Genomic DNA, 14,786 nt, shown 5'->3' with positions numbered 1-14,786 from the left:
TAGAGCCGAGCCATGCTCGGCTGCTTCGGTCCAATCCCACAGAGCCGAGCATGGGCTCGGCTCTATAGGACAACGGTGCGTGGCGAGATCGATCCCGCCACGGCTATCCTATGGCTTCGATACATGACAAGGAGTCGTCGATGCTGGACCTAAGGAATGTTCGTGCCGCCATGCTCGCCACGCTGCTGCTTTCATCTGCGGCCGCTGTTGCAGAGGAAACAGTGGAGCTGCCGTCGCCCGAAGCGCGTGAGCAGATGCTGCAATTGTTGGAAACCCAGTCCTTGTACCGTGGCCGCGTCGATTGGAACGACGTGCGCGCGCGCCTGAACGCCGCAGGTGATGACCGCGCACAACAGCGCCGTGTTCTGGATGAGGCCGCCGCACTCAGCAGCGGAGGCCACGGCCGTTGGTTTTCACCAAGCGAGCAGCGTCAGCGCTCCGAACGTGCTCAGCGCTTGAATGCCGCTCAGGCGACCGACCTCGCTGCCCCCAGACACGCCAATCCCCGCATCGGCGTGCTGCGGGTGAGCCCCTTCGTGGAAGACCTGCAACGCAGCGAATCGGAACGTTATGAAGCACGCAAGGTCTACGCGCTGGCGTTGCAGGAGCGTATCGCTGGCCTGGATGACGGCATGCGGTGCGGCTGGGTAGTGGATGTAAGCAGCAATGGCGGCGGCAACATGTGGCCGATGTTGTTTGGTTTGTTGCCATTGCTGCATGGAACGCCGGATACGCAGGGAGCGTTGATCGGCGCTTTCCGTAGTGCCAATGGATTGCTGTGGTGGCGGCAGGCGGAAGGTGAAGTCGTGCAAGGCAACGCATCGATGCTGCGTTCACGACAGGGCGCGTATCGGCTGCGTGCGGGCACGGCACCGGTGGCGGTGGTGATGGGGGCAGGCACTGCCAGCTCCGGCGAAGCAGTGGCACTCGCGTTTCGAGGGCAACCAGGGAGTCGTAGTTTCGGTCAGCCGAGCGCGGGCTTTTCTACCGGCAATCGACCGACGACGCTGGTGGACGGTACCACCTTGCTGTTGACCCACAACGTCATGACCGACCGTAACGGCCAGGGCGACGGTGGCAGGATGCAGCCGGATCAGGCTACCCCCAGCGGACCGGCCACCCTTGCCGCCGCCCAAGCCTGGCTGCTGGTCCAGCCTGCCTGCCAGGGCAGCTGATCCATGATCCTGATCGGCCAGCAGGAGCGGGTGGTGGTGGTCGGCCCAGCCGAAGCCCACCACTGCCTGCGCTGCCAGACGGAAACCGAGTTCGCGCCCCAGCTGCGCTACAAGATGGCGCGCATCGACCTGCTGTTTGGCCTTGCCTACCATCGCCGCTACGAGACCCGCTCTGGTAGGTGTCGACCTTGGTCGGCACAGATTCCACCGGCGCCATGACCCTGTAGAGCCGAGCAATGCTCGGCTGCTTTGATCGTGTCCCATGCAGCCGAGCATGGGCTCGGCTCTACAACGGCTATCCGCGTAATGGCGCGGCATGATTCGCCACGGTTATGCTGTGAACCTGACCCAACGACAAGGAAACGTCGCATGCAGATGTGCAAGGGAGTTCTTGGGAATGGCGCGCTGATACTGACCCTTCTGGCAGCCAACGCAACGGCCGCCATCGCGTCCACCACCGAAGTACCTTCGCCGGAAGCGCAGGTACAGATCCTGGATCTGCTCGAGCATGAAGCCTTGTACCGCGACAAAGTGGACTGGCCTGCCGCTCGTAAGCGACTGGCGTCGTTGCAGGCGTACCCGGGTGCGTTGCATACCGCCCTGCGTGAAATCATCGTGGAGAGCACCGGGGGGCATGGTGTCTGGATGACGCTTGCACGCAAGCGTGAAGCCACGGAGCGCTCGAAGCAGGTCGGCGCTGAGGCCGTTGCCAAGGCGAAAGTGGCTGGTGCCGTCGATGCACGCATTGGCTGAGTGGTCATCGAAGGCTATGCCGCCACGCCGGGGGCTACGCGGCAGGACGAGTTCAATCAGGACATCCAGCGCGCGCTGCAATGGCAGGATGTCATCCGTGGCAAGGACAGCGGCGATCGCTGTGGCTGGATTGTCGATCTGCGCAGCAACCGTGGGGGCAACATGTGGCCGATGCTGCTGGGTGTTGCGCCGTTGCTGCGCACGTCGTCGACAGGCGTGGAAGAGGTCGGGTCGTTTGCTACTGCCCACGGGCCGCGGCGCTGGAGTCTGGCGCCGACCATGGTGCAGGTCGATGGTCGTCCCAGGCTGGGATTCGGTCGACCGGGGTATTCCCTCAAGCAGCCCGGCGCGCCCGTCGCCGTTCTGGTCGGGTCGAATACCGCCAGCTCTGGCGAAGCGACGATGCTGTCATTCAGGGGGCGCCCCCAGACGCGGAGTTTCGGGCAGTCGACAGCGGGCTTCTCGACAAGCAACGATACGCGGCCCTTGGTGGATGGCAGTGTGTTGGCGGTGACGACCGCGGTGATGAAAGACCGCACTGGCGCTGGCGCCGGTGCCAGGATTACTCCGGATGAATTGACGACAGGCGATGCGGCCACCCTTGCCGCCGCCCAAGCCTGGCTGCTGGCCCAACCCGCCTGCCAGGGCCGCTGATCCATGATCCTGATCGGCCAGCAGGAACGGGTGATGGTGGTCGGCCCGACCGAAGCCCACCACTGCCTGCGCTGCCAGACGGAAACCGAGTTCGCGCCCCAGCTGCGCTACAGGATGGCGCGCATCGACCTGCTGTTTGGCCTCACCTACCATCGCCGCTACGAGCTGGCCTGCAGCCGGTGCGGGCACGGCTGGGTGCTGGACACCGACACCATGGACCAGCAGCTGGGCGGGGTGCCGATCCCGTGGCGGCACCGCTTCGGCCTGCCGCTGATGCTGGTGGTGGTGGCCGGTCTGGCGGCGTTGGGCTGGCTGTGGCGTCATGGATTCCTCGGTTGAGGAGCGGGCCTGTTAAAGTCTGCCCTGCAATCACGTACCGGAACCGACCATGGACCACGACACCCCGTTCGAACCCCTCAACGACCTCGAGGCGCGCCTGCTGCAGGCCCAGGACGGCACGCTGACCGCAGCGCAGTTCCTCGACGGCCTGCTGACCTCGACGGCGTTCGTGCTGCTGGACAAGGCCATTGGCGAAGACGGCGCCTGGGACGAGAGCATCTCGCCGCTGGTGCTGACCAGCGAGAGCGGCGAGCCGATGTTCGCGGTGTTCACCGCCCCCGAGCGCGCCGGCCTGTGGCACGAGCAGCTGCCGCAGTTTGCGCATGCCATGCCGATTGCGGTGCACGCGCTGTTGGCCGGTATCGGCGACGGCGTCGGCCTGGTGCTGAACCCGGGCCTGGACGTGGGCATGGAGATGATTCCCGATGCCGTGGCCCAGCTGAAGCAGCGGGCTGCAGCGATCACACGTGGCATGGCGCACTGATCCAGGGATTGTCTGGTTGCCGCCCAGCGGCCGGCACTACCAGGGCTTCAGCGGGCGGCGGCGATGGCCTTCACCCGCGCCTTGGCCAGTGCTTCGCCGATGGCCGGGCCCTTCAGATGCGTGGTATCCAGATCCCGCGCCTGCACTGACAGCGCCGCCTGGTGCAGGCGCTTGAGCGTTTCGCCCTGTGGGTAGTCGGCATCCTCGAAGCCGAGCCGGCCGCGCTTGTCGGCCTCGCAGCACAGCGCAATGCGGGCCACGCGTTCCGGACGGCGCAGCGCATCGCAGCGGCCCAGCAGTTCCAGGACGGTGGCATCGCGCAGTTCGTCGATGCGGTGCACGTTCAAGTGCTCGCGGCAGACCGCTTCGGCCAGCTGCTGGTGCTCGGTGGGAATCTTCAACCGCGCGCACAATGCCTTCAGTGGCTTGATGCCGCGCTGCTCGTGCATGATGTGGCGTGGCCATTCCTCCGGCGGGGTCAGGCCCTTGCCGAGGTCGTGGGTGAGGGCAGCGAAGCCGACCAGGTCATCACCCGGTGCCAGCTTCGCGGCCATGTCGCTGACCATTTCCTGGTGGATGCCGGTATCGACTTCCGGGTGGAATTCGGCACGCTGCGGCACGCCATACAGCGCTTCCAGTTCGGGCAGGATCGGGCCCAGTGCCTGCGCATCGTGCAGCGTGCGCAGGAAGGCGGAGGGCCGTTCACTGACCAGCGCCTTGCGCAGTTCCTGCCAGACGCGTTCCGGCACCAGCGCGTCCAGCTCGCCACTGGCGGCGACCTCGCGCATCAGCGCCATGGTCTCTTCGGCGATGGTGAAGCCCAGTGGCGCGAAGCGCGCCATGAAGCGCGCCGCACGCAGCACGCGCAGCGGGTCTTCCACGAACGCAGGACCGACGTGGCGCAGCACGCGCTGTTCAATATCGCGCACGCCACCGTAAGGATCGACCAGCGTGCCGGTGTCTTCGTCACAGGCGATCGCGTTGATGGTGAAGTCGCGGCGCTGCAGGTCTTCTTCCAGCGTCACCGCCGGATCGGCGTCGACCACGAAACCGCGATAGCCGCGGCCGGATTTGCGCTCGGTGCGTGCCAGCGCGTACTCCTCGCCGGTCTTCGGGTGCAGGAACACCGGGAAGTCGCGGCCGACGGCGGTGTAGCCCTGCGCCTCCATCTGCGCGGGCGTGGCACCGACCACCACCCAGTCGCGGTCGCCGGCAGGGCGCTGCAGCAGGCGGTCGCGCACGGCGCCGCCGACAAGATAGATCTTCATGGGAGGATGATCGCATGCCCGGCACTACCGACGCAGCGGCATCACGGCAGGCCGCGCCACTCCGGCACGAACAGGCCGGCCAGGAACCACAGGCCGTAGACGATCCACAGGCAGAGGAAGTACAGCTTGATCTGCGATTCGTCCCACAGGCTGCCCCAGCTGTCGACGAAGGCCAGCGACTTCCAGCCTTCCATCCAGGCCGCGCCACCCCAGCGCAATACCCAGGTGGCGAACAGGCTCCAGGCGGCGAACATCCCGATCCAGGCCAGCAGGCTCATCGCTTTCCTCTCCCCGGGAAATGGATGCCGGGTAGTGCCGGCCGCTGGCCGGCAACCCTTGGATGATGGCCGAAGCCGGCCAGCGGCCGGCACGACCGTGTTGCGATCAATCGCCGCCCTGGTCAGCGTTGGCGGCGCAGCTGAAGCTCTTGCGCTTGTCCACCAGGCGGCCCATCAGGCGGTCGCTCAGCGGCAGCGCATCGCCATTGAGGCGCCAGTCGTAGATCACGCTGAAGGCCAGCACGCGGGCGACGTACTCGCGGGTTTCCTTGTAGCTGATGGTCTCGATCCACAGGTCCGGATCAAAGCCCGGGCGCTGGCCCTGCCAGCGCGCGGTCGGGGTCGGGCCGGCGTTGTAGGCGGCGATGGTCACGTACGGCAGGCCGTCGTACTTGTTCATCAGCTGGCGCAGGTAGGCGGTACCGATGGCGATGTTGGTGTCCGGGTCGTACAGGCTGTCGGCACCGCCGTAGCCGGTCAGGCCGATCGACTTGGCCACGCCGGCACCGGTGGCCGGCAGCACCTGCATCAGGCCCATGGCGTTGGCAGGCGAGCGCGCGCGCGGGGTGAAGGTGCTCTCGGCGCGGATCTCTGCCGCCACCCAGGCCGGATCGATCGCGTTGCGTGCCGATTCGCGGCGGATGGTGGCGTCGTGGTGCAGCGGGAAACGCAGGTCGTACAGGCGCTGTTCCTGCGGCTGCTTGCCGAGTGCGAACACGGCGCGGTCGAACCAGCCATTGTCCTGCGCCACGCGAACGGCGAGGCGGCGCTGGGTGTCATCGAAGCGCGATAGCGCGCTGTTCCATTCGGCCACGGCCCAGCCGGCGCGATCGATCTGGTACAGCGCCATCGCGCGCTGGATGGCTGGGTCGCGCGCGATCACCGCTTGTGCCTGCGTGCTGTCGTTCGGCTTCCACGGGCACAGCGTGTAGCCCTGCTGCAGTTTGTCGGCGGCGAGGAAACCATGGAAGGTCGGTGCGCGCGCGGCCTCGCGGAACAGCGGCTGCGCCTGTTGGGCCTGGCCGGTCTTCTCCAGCATGCGGCCTTCGAAGTAGCGCCAGCGCGGGTCGCTGCGCTGCTTGCTGCCCATCTTGCGGATCGCGGTCAGCGCCGCCGGCCAGTCACCGCGCGACATCGCTTCGCGCACGCGCCACTCGTGCAGGCGTTCGTCGTACGCCGATTCCGGCACCGCGTTGAGGCGCCGCGCCGAATCCGGAAGATAGGAAGCGACCGTCCACAGTGCGATCTGGTACAGCACCTGGCCCTGCTGCTCGGCACTCAGGCCCAGTGCCTGCGCGTACTGCGGCAGCTGCTGTTCGGTGGCGCCGGGATCGGCCTTGGCCAGCTTGGCCAGGCCATCGGTGGCGATGCGCCGGCTGCGCTCGTTGCGCGGCCAGTTCAACGCGCTGGCGTTGGGCTTGTCGACAAAGGCGGCGTAATTGTTGGCCAGCGCCAGGTCGGTGGCAGGCAGGCCCCGTGCGGCGCTGCGCATCACAGCGGGTTGCTGGGCGTCGGCGGCAGCGTCGATGCGTTCCCAGCGCAGGGCGTCGCTCAGACCACCCTGTGCCTGCAGCACGGCAAAAACGGCATCACAGCCGTCCGGCAGCGACTTGCCGTTCTTGCGCCACAGATCCTGCGCTTCGCTGATCCACTGCGGATCGACCTTGCCGGTCACCTGGCGCGCGGTCAGCTGCGCACAGCGCAGGCCGGCGTTGTCGGTGGGCGCCCAGTTGGCGAGCAGGGTCGGCCAGTCCTGGCGGCGCGCGACCGAGGGCAGCCATACGCTGCGGAACGTGTTGGCCACGGCTTGGCCGTCATAGCGCTTGAGGAAGGCCTGCGCCTGCGCGGTATCGACGGTGTCGATGTTGCGGCGCAGGTTGGCGTACTCCAGCCAGCCGTATGCCGGATGGCGGCTGAGTGCGGCGGCCTGGCCGGGATCGAACTGGCCGCGTTCGGCGGCAGCGATCGCGGCCTTCAGCTGCGCGTTCTGGGCGTCGAGGGACTGGGCATTGGCGCAACCGATCAGCAGCGTGGTGGCCAAGGGCAGCAGGGACAGGGCGGTCGAAGAGCGTCGGGTCATGGCGGGCAGCATAGCGGGCAATGGCTGAATTCAGTTTCGCATTGCGTGCACGCGATGGGTCGGCAACGGCAGCTGAATGCTCGTGCAGCAGGCACTGCCTCGCGAGCCTGCGGGCGACGTAGTGTCGAGCTTGGGCGAACGGCCCGGCTGCAGGGAGCGGCACATGGCGTTCAGTAGCGCAGGAAGAAGCGGCCCGCTGGCGGACATCAATGTCACGCCACTGGTGGATGTGATGCTGGTGCTGTTGATCATCTTCATCGTGACCGCGCCGATCGTGGCCCGGCCGATTGCCGTGCAGTTGCCGCAGGCCACCGATCGCGTGGTCGACCGTCCCGAACCGCCACCACCGATCGAGCTGCGCCTGGACGCAGCCAACCAGCTCAGCTGGAATGGCCAGCCGATGGCGATCAGTGAGCTGCAGGCGCGCCTGCAGGCACAGGCGGGCGAACATGCCGGCAACCTGCCGGAGCTGCGCATCGCCACCGATCCGGCGGCCGAATACGAAGGCATGGCGAGGATTCTGGCCGCAGCCGAGGCGACCGGCATGGAGCGCATTGCGTTCGTGCGGTAGTGCGATGTCTCACTGCCGCTCATGCGGTGATTGCTGCATGAGCGGCGCTTCCCCTGCTGACAGCGTCGCATCCAGGATCCGCAGAAAGGCCATTTCAATCTGCGCTGGAACCGGGGTTGGATGTGCTCGCCACCTTCCGGTCCCAGGGGCACGTTCAACGTCGAAAGCAGTCAACTCGGCTCTCTCGAAATCCACCACAACCGTCAATCCCTCTCCCGAGACCAAGGCCGCATCGCTGGGAGAGGGGCAGTTGTTGCACTCGATCACGCCGCCTGCTCTCGATTCGCCCGCCAGGGAAAAAAGCAGCGTCATCACCGTCGTGACACCCAGCACCGCACTCACCGCTTTCATGATCGATCCTCCCGCGAATGGCTGGAGGTGCGAGTCTGCGCTGGATCGACTAGCGGCGCCTTCTGAAAGAGGGAATTTCAAACTATTCCTGAAACGGTCCGGCAAAGACCTTTTCCATGAATGTGGCAGCCCCCGGCGCGCGCTGTCGCAGCCGGCATCAAGGTTGCCTGTCGTGAACAATATCGTCCGGTCATAACCTGCAGTCATCTGACGCAATCGGCCTGCAATTGCGTCAATTCCGCGTGAAAGAGTGTCGATCATCACGCCGCGATTTTTACCACTTGTTTACAAAGGAGACGGCGCCGCCATGCAGGGAGGGAGTGCGGCAGCCCTTGTCCCGACATTCCTTTGGAGAGAGAGCGAATGAATCACCTGCACCACCGCCCTTTGGCGGTTGCCGTCGCGCTGTGCGTGATGACCCTGGCACCGTTGGGTGCCGCTGCACAATCCACCACCAACCTCGATGCGGTGGAAGTCACCGGTACCCGCATCAAGCGCGCTGAAGTCGAAGGCCAGGTGCCGATCCAGACGCTGACCCGCGGTGATATCGAACGCACCGGCCTGACCTCGATCGGCGAAGTGCTGCAGCAGCTCACCGGTTCCGGTTCCGCGCTCAATGCCAAGTTCAATTCGTCCGGCAACTTCGGCTTCCCGCCCGATGGCAGTGGTGTAGGTGCTGGCTCGGCGCAGGTGGACCTGCGCCATCTGGGCGCCAAGCGCGTGCTGGTGCTGGTTGACGGCATCCGCTGGGTCAATGAGTCGTCCGCCTCCGGTGTGGGCTCGGCCACCGACCTCAACACCATTCCGCTGGCCATCGTCGAGCGCATCGAAGTGCTCGAAGATGGCGCGTCGTCGCTGTATGGCTCCGATGCCATTGCCGGTGTGGTCAACATCATCACCCGCCGCGACTTCGATGGCGGCCAGGTGACCCTGAACTACGGCGAGTACAGCAAGGGCGATGGCACGCAGAAGGGCGTGGACCTGGCCTGGGGCAAGAGCGGCGACCGCTTCAGCCTGTTCCTCGGCGCCAGCTGGACCAAGCAGGATCCGGTGTTCGCCAAGGACCGCGAGCAGTCGCGCTTCCCGATTCCCGGCACCGGCCTGGCCTTCGGCAGCGGTGGCATTCCGCAGGGCCGTTTCATGTTCACCGACCCGAACACCGGTGCGGTGCAGAACATCGTGCCCAATACCGGCGTGAGCAACCCGCGCTACGACGGCAGTGCCGGCTGCGCGCGCACCGATGACTATCACTGCTTCACCAGTGCTGATCGCTTCAACTTCGCCGAATACAACATGGTGCTGACACCGTCGGAGCGTAAGGGCCTGTTCGGCCAGTTCCGCTTCGACATCACCGACAACGTGCAGTGGTACGTCAAGGCACTGGGCAACCGCCGTGAGTCGACCAACCAGGCCGGCCCGGAGCCGCTGTTCTTCGGTCCCGATGGCGCCACCGGCAATCCGCTGGCCGACAACATCACCGTGTCTGCGCTCAACCCGTACAACCCGTTCGGCTTCGACCTGGTCTCGGGTGACAACCTGAGCCTGATCGGTCGCCGTCCGGTGGAAGGCGGTGCGCGCGTGTTCAAGCAGGAAGTGGACACCACGTATTTCGCCACCGGCTTCGTCGGCAACTTCCAGGCGGCTGACCGCAGCTGGTACTGGGACGTCAACGGCATGTACAGCAAGAACAAGGCCGAACAGACCAACTACGGCAGCTACAACATCTACAACGTCAACATGGCGCTGGGCGATCCGTCCGTCTGTGCGGCGACGCCGGGCTGCGTGCCGCTGAACATCTTCGGCGGTGCCGGTTCGATCACGCCGGACATGCTGAAGTGGATCCAGCCGGTGGTGCGTGACCGCAGCCAGAACGAACTGAGCCTGTTCACCGCCAACCTGTCCAGCGACCTGTTCACGCTGCCGGCCGGCCCGGTGTCGTTCGCTACCGGCTTCGAGTATCGCAAGTACGAGGGTTCGTACCAGCCCGATCCGCTGACGGTGGCGGGCCACTACAACGGCGTGCCTTCGCAGCCGACATCCGGCTCGTATGACGTCAACGAGGCCTACCTGGAGTTGAGCGTGCCGATCTTCGCCGACTCTTCATTCGGCAAGAAGCTGGACCTGAGCCTGGCCGGCCGCTATTCGGACTACTCCACCTTCGGTGGCGAGTTCACGCCCAAGTACGGCCTGCGTTGGCAGGTGACCGACGATTTCGTGCTGCGCACGACCTATGCCGAGGGCTTCCGCGCACCTTCGATCGGTGAGTTGTACGGTTCGGCCGCGCGTGCCGACCTGCAGTTGTTCGATCCATGCTCGGTGGGCCTGGGCGGTACGCCGCCGCGCGGCAGCGCCGCCAACTGTGCCGCGCTGGGCGTGCCGGCCGGCTTCCAGCAGGCCAACTCGCAGATCTCGGTGACCACCGGCGGCAACCGCGAGCTGGATCCGGAGCGCTCGCGCAGTTTCAGTGCCGGTTTCGTGTGGAGCCCGTGGTTTGGCAACAACACCTCGTGGTCCGAGCGCTTCGACGTGGAGGTGACCTTCTATCGCCATGCCATCGATGGTGCGATCCAAGCGATCAACGCGCAGACCCAGCTGGACCTGTGCGTGGAAACGCTGGATCCGATCTACTGCGATGGCATCACCCGCGCAAATACCGGTGCAGTGAGCAGCTTCAACAACCGCCTGACCAATCTCGGCTCGATCAAGACCGATGGCTGGGACGTGGATCTGTTCTGGACGTTGCCGCAGAGCTCGATCGGCCAGTTCAAGCTGGGCTGGAAGAACACGTTCGTCGGCCGCTACGAGGCCACCGGTGCGGCGGGCCAGAAGCAGCCGCAGAAGCCGGGCGTGGAAGTGGCCGACAGCTCGATTCCGGAATGGACCAGCAATGCCAGCATCGGCTGGACGCTGGACCGCTGGAGTGCCAACTGGACCGTTCGGCATATCTCCGAATTGACCGAGAACTGCGGTGACGCCTCTGTATTCCCGGTCTGCAGCAACCAGGCCGCAGGCACCAATACGCTGTCGGCCACCACCTTCCATGACATGCAGGTGGGCTACAAGATCGACTGGATGAAGGGGCTGCAGCTGACCGCTGGCCTGAACAACGTGTTCGACAAGGATCCGCCGATCTGCCTGTCGTGCTCGTTGAACGGTTACGACGCTTCGACCTATGACATCCCGCGTGGCCGCTACTGGTACCTGCGCGCGGACCTGCGTTTCTGATGAAGGGACGGCGCCGGGCTCAGCCCGGCGCCGTTGTAGAGTCGAGCCATGCTCGACTCGATCGCCACACAATGATGCGAACGGCAGCCGAGCATGGGCTCGGCTCTAAAGGAGCGGGGCGGTTGTGCCCCGCTGCTGATCAGAACGCCCAGGTAAACGTCAGCGAGCCGTTTCGGCCGTCGCCGTACGCACCGTAACCGGTGATCTGCGAGTAGTACTTCTTGTCCAGCAGGTTGTTGAGGTTGGCCTGCACGCTGAACTCCGGCGAGATGCGGTAGCGCACGAAGGCACTGACCAGCGCGTAGCCTTCCTGCTCAAAGCGGCCCACCACCGGTGCGGTGTAGTAGATGCGGTTCTGCCAGTTGGCGCCGCCGCCGACGGTCAGTGCCTGCAGCGACTGCGGGGTGTAGCTGGTGAACAGCTTCAGTGCGGTCTGCGGCAGGTTGGTGTTGATGTCGGCGCCGTTGATGTCCTTGGCCACGTAACGTGAAGCACCGAAGGTCGCGTTCCAGCCCGGTGCCAGTTCGCCATTCACTTCGAACTCGAAGCCGCGGCTGACGGTGCCACGTGCAGCGATGTAGGCGGTTTCGTTCAACTGCCCGTCAACCTTTTCCATGGTTGCCTGGCCAACGTTGTCCTGCTCGATGCGGAACACTGCCACGGATGCATTCAGCCGGTTGTCGAACCACGCGCCCTTGATGCCGACTTCGTAGCTCTTGCCATCGACCGGATCGAGGTAGCTGCCCTGCTTGTTGCGCAGCGTCTGCGGCTGGAAGATTTCGGTATAGCTGGCGTAGGCGGAGTAGGTATCGTTGATGTCGTAGACCAGGCCGGCATACGGCGTGGTCACTTTGTGCGAGCGGTCGTTGCCTTCGTCTTCGCTCTTCCAGTCGGTGTAGCGCGCACCGATGATCAGCTTCAGTGGATCGGCCAGCGACAGGCGTGCGGCGGCATAGCCGGCCTTCTGGGTGATGGTGCCCTGGCTGGCAAGCTTCAGCGGTCGCCAGTTCGGCTGCGGGAAATCACCGGTCCAACCGAAGTAGCTGGCCAGCGGCAGGTACTGTGCACTCGGATCGTTGAAGTCAGGCTGGAAATCACCATAGTTGGCGAACTCACGCTTGTTGTAGCTCAGGCCGGCCATGAACTGGTGCTCGCGGCCGAACAGCTGGAACGGCCCATCGATGTAGCCATCGATGCCATCAACCTTGCGCTCGGTGTTGTAGAAGCCGGCCATCGGCGTGATGCCGGCGCCCGTGGTCTTGTCGAACGCGGTGTAGGACGGATAGAACAGCTTGTCGTCGGCCTTGGTGCGATCGTGGGTGGCACCGATCTTGAACTTCCAGCCATTGCTGAAGGCATGCTGCAGTGTGGCGAACGCACGCTTGCTGGTGGTGTCCCAGTAGGTCCAGTCCGGCGACGGATTGAACGAGGTCGGATAGTTGGTCGGGCTGCCATCGGCGTACCACATCGGGAAGCCGCCCCAGGTCGCGCCGTTGGCGCGCTTCTGCTGGTAGTCGTAGCCCACGCTGAGCTGCGTGTCCGGGGTCAGGTCGGCGTCGATGACGGCATAACCCAGCGTCTTGCGCTGGTTGTAGCGGTCCATCTGACCATCGGTGTCCAGGTAGCTGCCGATCACCCGGCCGCGCACCGTGCCACTGGCGTTCAGCGCGGTGCCCACGTCCACGGTGGTGCGTGTGCGGCCCCAACTGCCGACGTTCACCGAGACGCTGCCGGTCAGTTCTGCGCTGTCGGCGTGTTTGCGGATGAGGTTCACCGAGGCGGACGGATTGCCGGCACCGCTGAGCAGGCCGGTAGCGCCGCGTACCACTTCCACGCGGTCGTACAGCGCAAGATCGAGGCCGGAATCGCCGTAGCTCCAGTTCTGCACCATCTGCGTCGGCAGGCCATCGAACTGGTAGGCATCGATGTAGAAGCCACGCGCGTAGAACTCGGTGCGCTCGCTGTCGGACTGGGTGCTGGTCACGCCGGTGGTGTTGGCCAGCACGTCGATGATGTCGTCCAGCTTCTGATCTTCGATGCGCTGGTGGCTGATGATGCTGACCGACTGCGGGATCTCGCGCGGTGCCAGATCGAAGCGGGTACCGGCCGAGGTGCGGCGCACCGAATAGCCTTCGGCACGTTCGCCCTTGACCACCACCTTGTCCAGCGTGTTCGGATCGGCGGCGGTGTCGGCGAAGGCGGCCGGGGCCACGGCGCAGAGAACGGCAAGCACGGCAACGGACAGCCGCTGCGGCTGCAGGGTACGGAAGGCGGGACGGGTCATGGGGGTCCTGGACGAGCACGCGCGTTCGGCCGGCATCCAGGAGGCGAGGCGCTACGGGTAGGGGGAGGGCGGGCAGGCCGTCCTGGCACCACCGGAAACGAAAGAAATGGTAATACGAACTATTCCTATTTACAAACCATGAACGATTCGGTGCGCGGGTGCGCCGTGGCGATCAGCGCAGCAACGGCAACGGGTCGCGGGGGCCGTTCGTGCCGTAGATGCCCCAGTGCAGATGCGGCGGCGTGCCCTTGGCATTGCCGCTGTCGCCCACGTGGCCGAGCAGGTCACCGGCCTGCACCACCTGGCCGCGCGCCAGGCCCTCGGCCCAGCCTTCCAGATGCGCGTAGTAGTAGCGTTCCCGCCCGGGCCCGATCACCCAGACCTGGCGACCACCGAGGCCGCGTTCGCTGACATCCGCGATGACGCCGGCAGTGACGCTGCGCACCGGCGTGCCGCGCTGGGCGAAGATATCGATGCCGGCGTGGGTGCGGTCGCGGCCGCGCGGCGCGTCGAAGGTATCGGCGATCTGGCGGGGGTGCACACCCTCCACCGGCACCGGGAGTTCGGTGGCCGGCGGCATGCGCGAGAGTGTCCACAGCATCCTCGGCGTGGCCGCCCATGGGCTGTTCCACAGCGCCATCGCGGCAACGACGGCAATGGCCGGCCACAGGCCGCGCAGCAGCCAGCGGCGCAGGCGACCGGCAGGAGAGGAAGGAGTGCTCATGGTCTCCGACTGTAGCGTCGAGCCATGCTCGACGGCTGTTGCTTTGCGGTAAAAGCGCAGTCGAGCATGGCTCGACGCTACAGAACCGGTGCCAGCGGGACCTCGAAACTCCGCTTCAAGGTGCCCAGTGCCACCGAGGTACGGAAGCGCTCGATGTTGTCATCGCCACCGAACAAGCGCTCGGTGATTGCCTCGTACTCCTCCATCGACGCCGCCGAAAGCAACAGCAGGAAATCGCCATCGCCGGTGATCGAGTAGCACTGCTGCACGGCCGGGTCGTCCTGCACGCGACGCTTGAACGGCGCCACGCGTTCGCGCTGCTCGCTGACCACGCGCACCTCGACGATGATGGTCAGCGGTCGTCCGACCTTCGCCGCAGCGACCACGGCCACATTGGCCGCGATCACACCACTGTCCTGCAGGCGCTTGATCCGGCGCTGCACGGCCGGGGTGGACAGGTGCACGGCCTCGGCGATTTCGCGCTGCGGCAGGGTGTTGTCCCGCTGCAGCAGGTCGAGGATGGCGCGGTCGAAACTGTCGAGCAGGGGGGCGATGGCCATGGCGAGCAGAAGTTGCACGAACGGGCCGTCAATTGAGCCA

At 65.5% G+C, this 14,786-nt stretch carries 14 protein-coding genes and 1 pseudogene; 8 read left to right on the top strand and 7 right to left on the bottom strand.

Features of this window, described 5'->3' with window-relative positions:
- Positions 1–140: 140 nt before the first annotated feature.
- The 6 genes and pseudogenes from AC5O77_RS11145 to AC5O77_RS11120 all read left to right on the top strand — a co-directional run bounded on the left by AC5O77_RS11145 (position 141) and on the right by AC5O77_RS11120 (position 3,405).
- Positions 141–1,175 (top strand): S41 family peptidase, encoded by a 1,035-nt coding sequence (locus tag AC5O77_RS11145; RefSeq protein WP_494506813.1) that lies wholly within the window; start codon positions 141–143, stop codon positions 1,173–1,175.
- A gap of 3 nt (positions 1,176–1,178) precedes the next feature.
- Positions 1,179–1,358, top strand: a pseudogene (locus AC5O77_RS11140) (hypothetical protein); the annotation flags it as partial.
- 186 nt (positions 1,359–1,544) lie between these two features.
- The gene (locus AC5O77_RS11135; RefSeq protein WP_494506812.1) at positions 1,545–1,928 is read left to right on the top strand and encodes a hypothetical protein; all 384 of its coding nucleotides are present in this window, start codon (positions 1,545–1,547) and stop codon (positions 1,926–1,928) included.
- The gene (locus tag AC5O77_RS11130; protein WP_494506811.1) at positions 1,929–2,582 is read left to right on the top strand and encodes a S41 family peptidase; all 654 of its coding nucleotides are present in this window, start codon (positions 1,929–1,931) and stop codon (positions 2,580–2,582) included.
- 3 nt (positions 2,583–2,585) lie between these two features.
- Complete coding sequence (locus AC5O77_RS11125) at positions 2,586–2,921, top strand: hypothetical protein (RefSeq protein ID WP_483005379.1); 336 nt, start codon at positions 2,586–2,588, stop codon at positions 2,919–2,921.
- Between the two features lie 49 nt (positions 2,922–2,970).
- Entirely contained in the window at positions 2,971–3,405 is a 435-nt protein-coding gene (locus tag AC5O77_RS11120) for an SseB family protein (RefSeq protein WP_494506810.1), read from the top strand.
- Positions 3,406–3,452: 47 nt separating this feature from the next.
- On the opposite strand, the gene AC5O77_RS11115 is transcribed toward AC5O77_RS11120, so the two are convergent.
- The 3 genes from AC5O77_RS11115 to AC5O77_RS11105 all read right to left on the bottom strand — a co-directional run bounded on the left by AC5O77_RS11115 (position 3,453) and on the right by AC5O77_RS11105 (position 7,043).
- Positions 3,453–4,673 (bottom strand): multifunctional CCA addition/repair protein, encoded by a 1,221-nt coding sequence (locus tag AC5O77_RS11115; protein WP_494506809.1) that lies wholly within the window; start codon positions 4,671–4,673, stop codon positions 3,453–3,455.
- Between the two features lie 41 nt (positions 4,674–4,714).
- Complete coding sequence (locus tag AC5O77_RS11110; RefSeq protein WP_182266699.1) at positions 4,715–4,951, bottom strand: hypothetical protein; 237 nt, start codon at positions 4,949–4,951, stop codon at positions 4,715–4,717.
- A gap of 106 nt (positions 4,952–5,057) precedes the next feature.
- Positions 5,058–7,043 carry a transglycosylase SLT domain-containing protein gene (locus AC5O77_RS11105; RefSeq protein ID WP_494506819.1) on the bottom strand — a complete coding sequence of 662 codons (1,986 nt, stop codon included), beginning with the start codon at positions 7,041–7,043 and terminating at the stop codon, positions 5,058–5,060.
- 151 nt (positions 7,044–7,194) lie between these two features.
- On the opposite strand from AC5O77_RS11105, the gene AC5O77_RS11100 reads away from it, so the two are divergent.
- On the top strand, positions 7,195–7,602 hold the full coding sequence (locus AC5O77_RS11100) for an ExbD/TolR family protein (protein WP_032128960.1): 408 nt from the start codon (positions 7,195–7,197) through the stop codon (positions 7,600–7,602).
- 9 nt (positions 7,603–7,611) lie between these two features.
- Here the strand turns inward: AC5O77_RS11100 and AC5O77_RS11095 are convergent, their stop codons facing one another.
- The gene (locus AC5O77_RS11095; protein WP_494506808.1) at positions 7,612–8,214 is read right to left on the bottom strand and encodes a hypothetical protein; all 603 of its coding nucleotides are present in this window, start codon (positions 8,212–8,214) and stop codon (positions 7,612–7,614) included.
- A 102-nt stretch (positions 8,215–8,316) separates the two neighbouring features.
- Here AC5O77_RS11095 and AC5O77_RS11090 point away from each other — a divergent pair, with 102 nt between their 5' ends.
- Positions 8,317–11,178, top strand: coding sequence for a TonB-dependent receptor (locus tag AC5O77_RS11090; RefSeq protein ID WP_032128961.1), 2,862 nt, complete (start codon positions 8,317–8,319; stop codon positions 11,176–11,178).
- A 139-nt stretch (positions 11,179–11,317) separates the two neighbouring features.
- On the opposite strand, the gene fhuE is transcribed toward AC5O77_RS11090, so the two are convergent.
- The 3 genes from fhuE to AC5O77_RS11075 form a co-directional block, all read right to left on the bottom strand.
- Positions 11,318–13,462 (bottom strand): ferric-rhodotorulic acid/ferric-coprogen receptor FhuE, encoded by a 2,145-nt coding sequence (gene fhuE, locus AC5O77_RS11085; protein WP_478057547.1) that lies wholly within the window; start codon positions 13,460–13,462, stop codon positions 11,318–11,320.
- Between the two features lie 172 nt (positions 13,463–13,634).
- Positions 13,635–14,186: a M23 family metallopeptidase gene (locus tag AC5O77_RS11080; protein WP_478057546.1), complete on the bottom strand. Its 552-nt coding sequence runs from the start codon at positions 14,184–14,186 to the stop codon at positions 13,635–13,637.
- 77 nt (positions 14,187–14,263) lie between these two features.
- Positions 14,264–14,746: an Lrp/AsnC family transcriptional regulator gene (locus AC5O77_RS11075; RefSeq protein WP_478057603.1), complete on the bottom strand. Its 483-nt coding sequence runs from the start codon at positions 14,744–14,746 to the stop codon at positions 14,264–14,266.
- Positions 14,747–14,786 lie beyond the last annotated feature (40 nt).

The sequence above is a fragment of the Stenotrophomonas sp. INTA L402-1 genome, from assembly GCF_059295135.1.
This window is presented reverse-complemented; position numbering and strand designations above follow the sequence as displayed.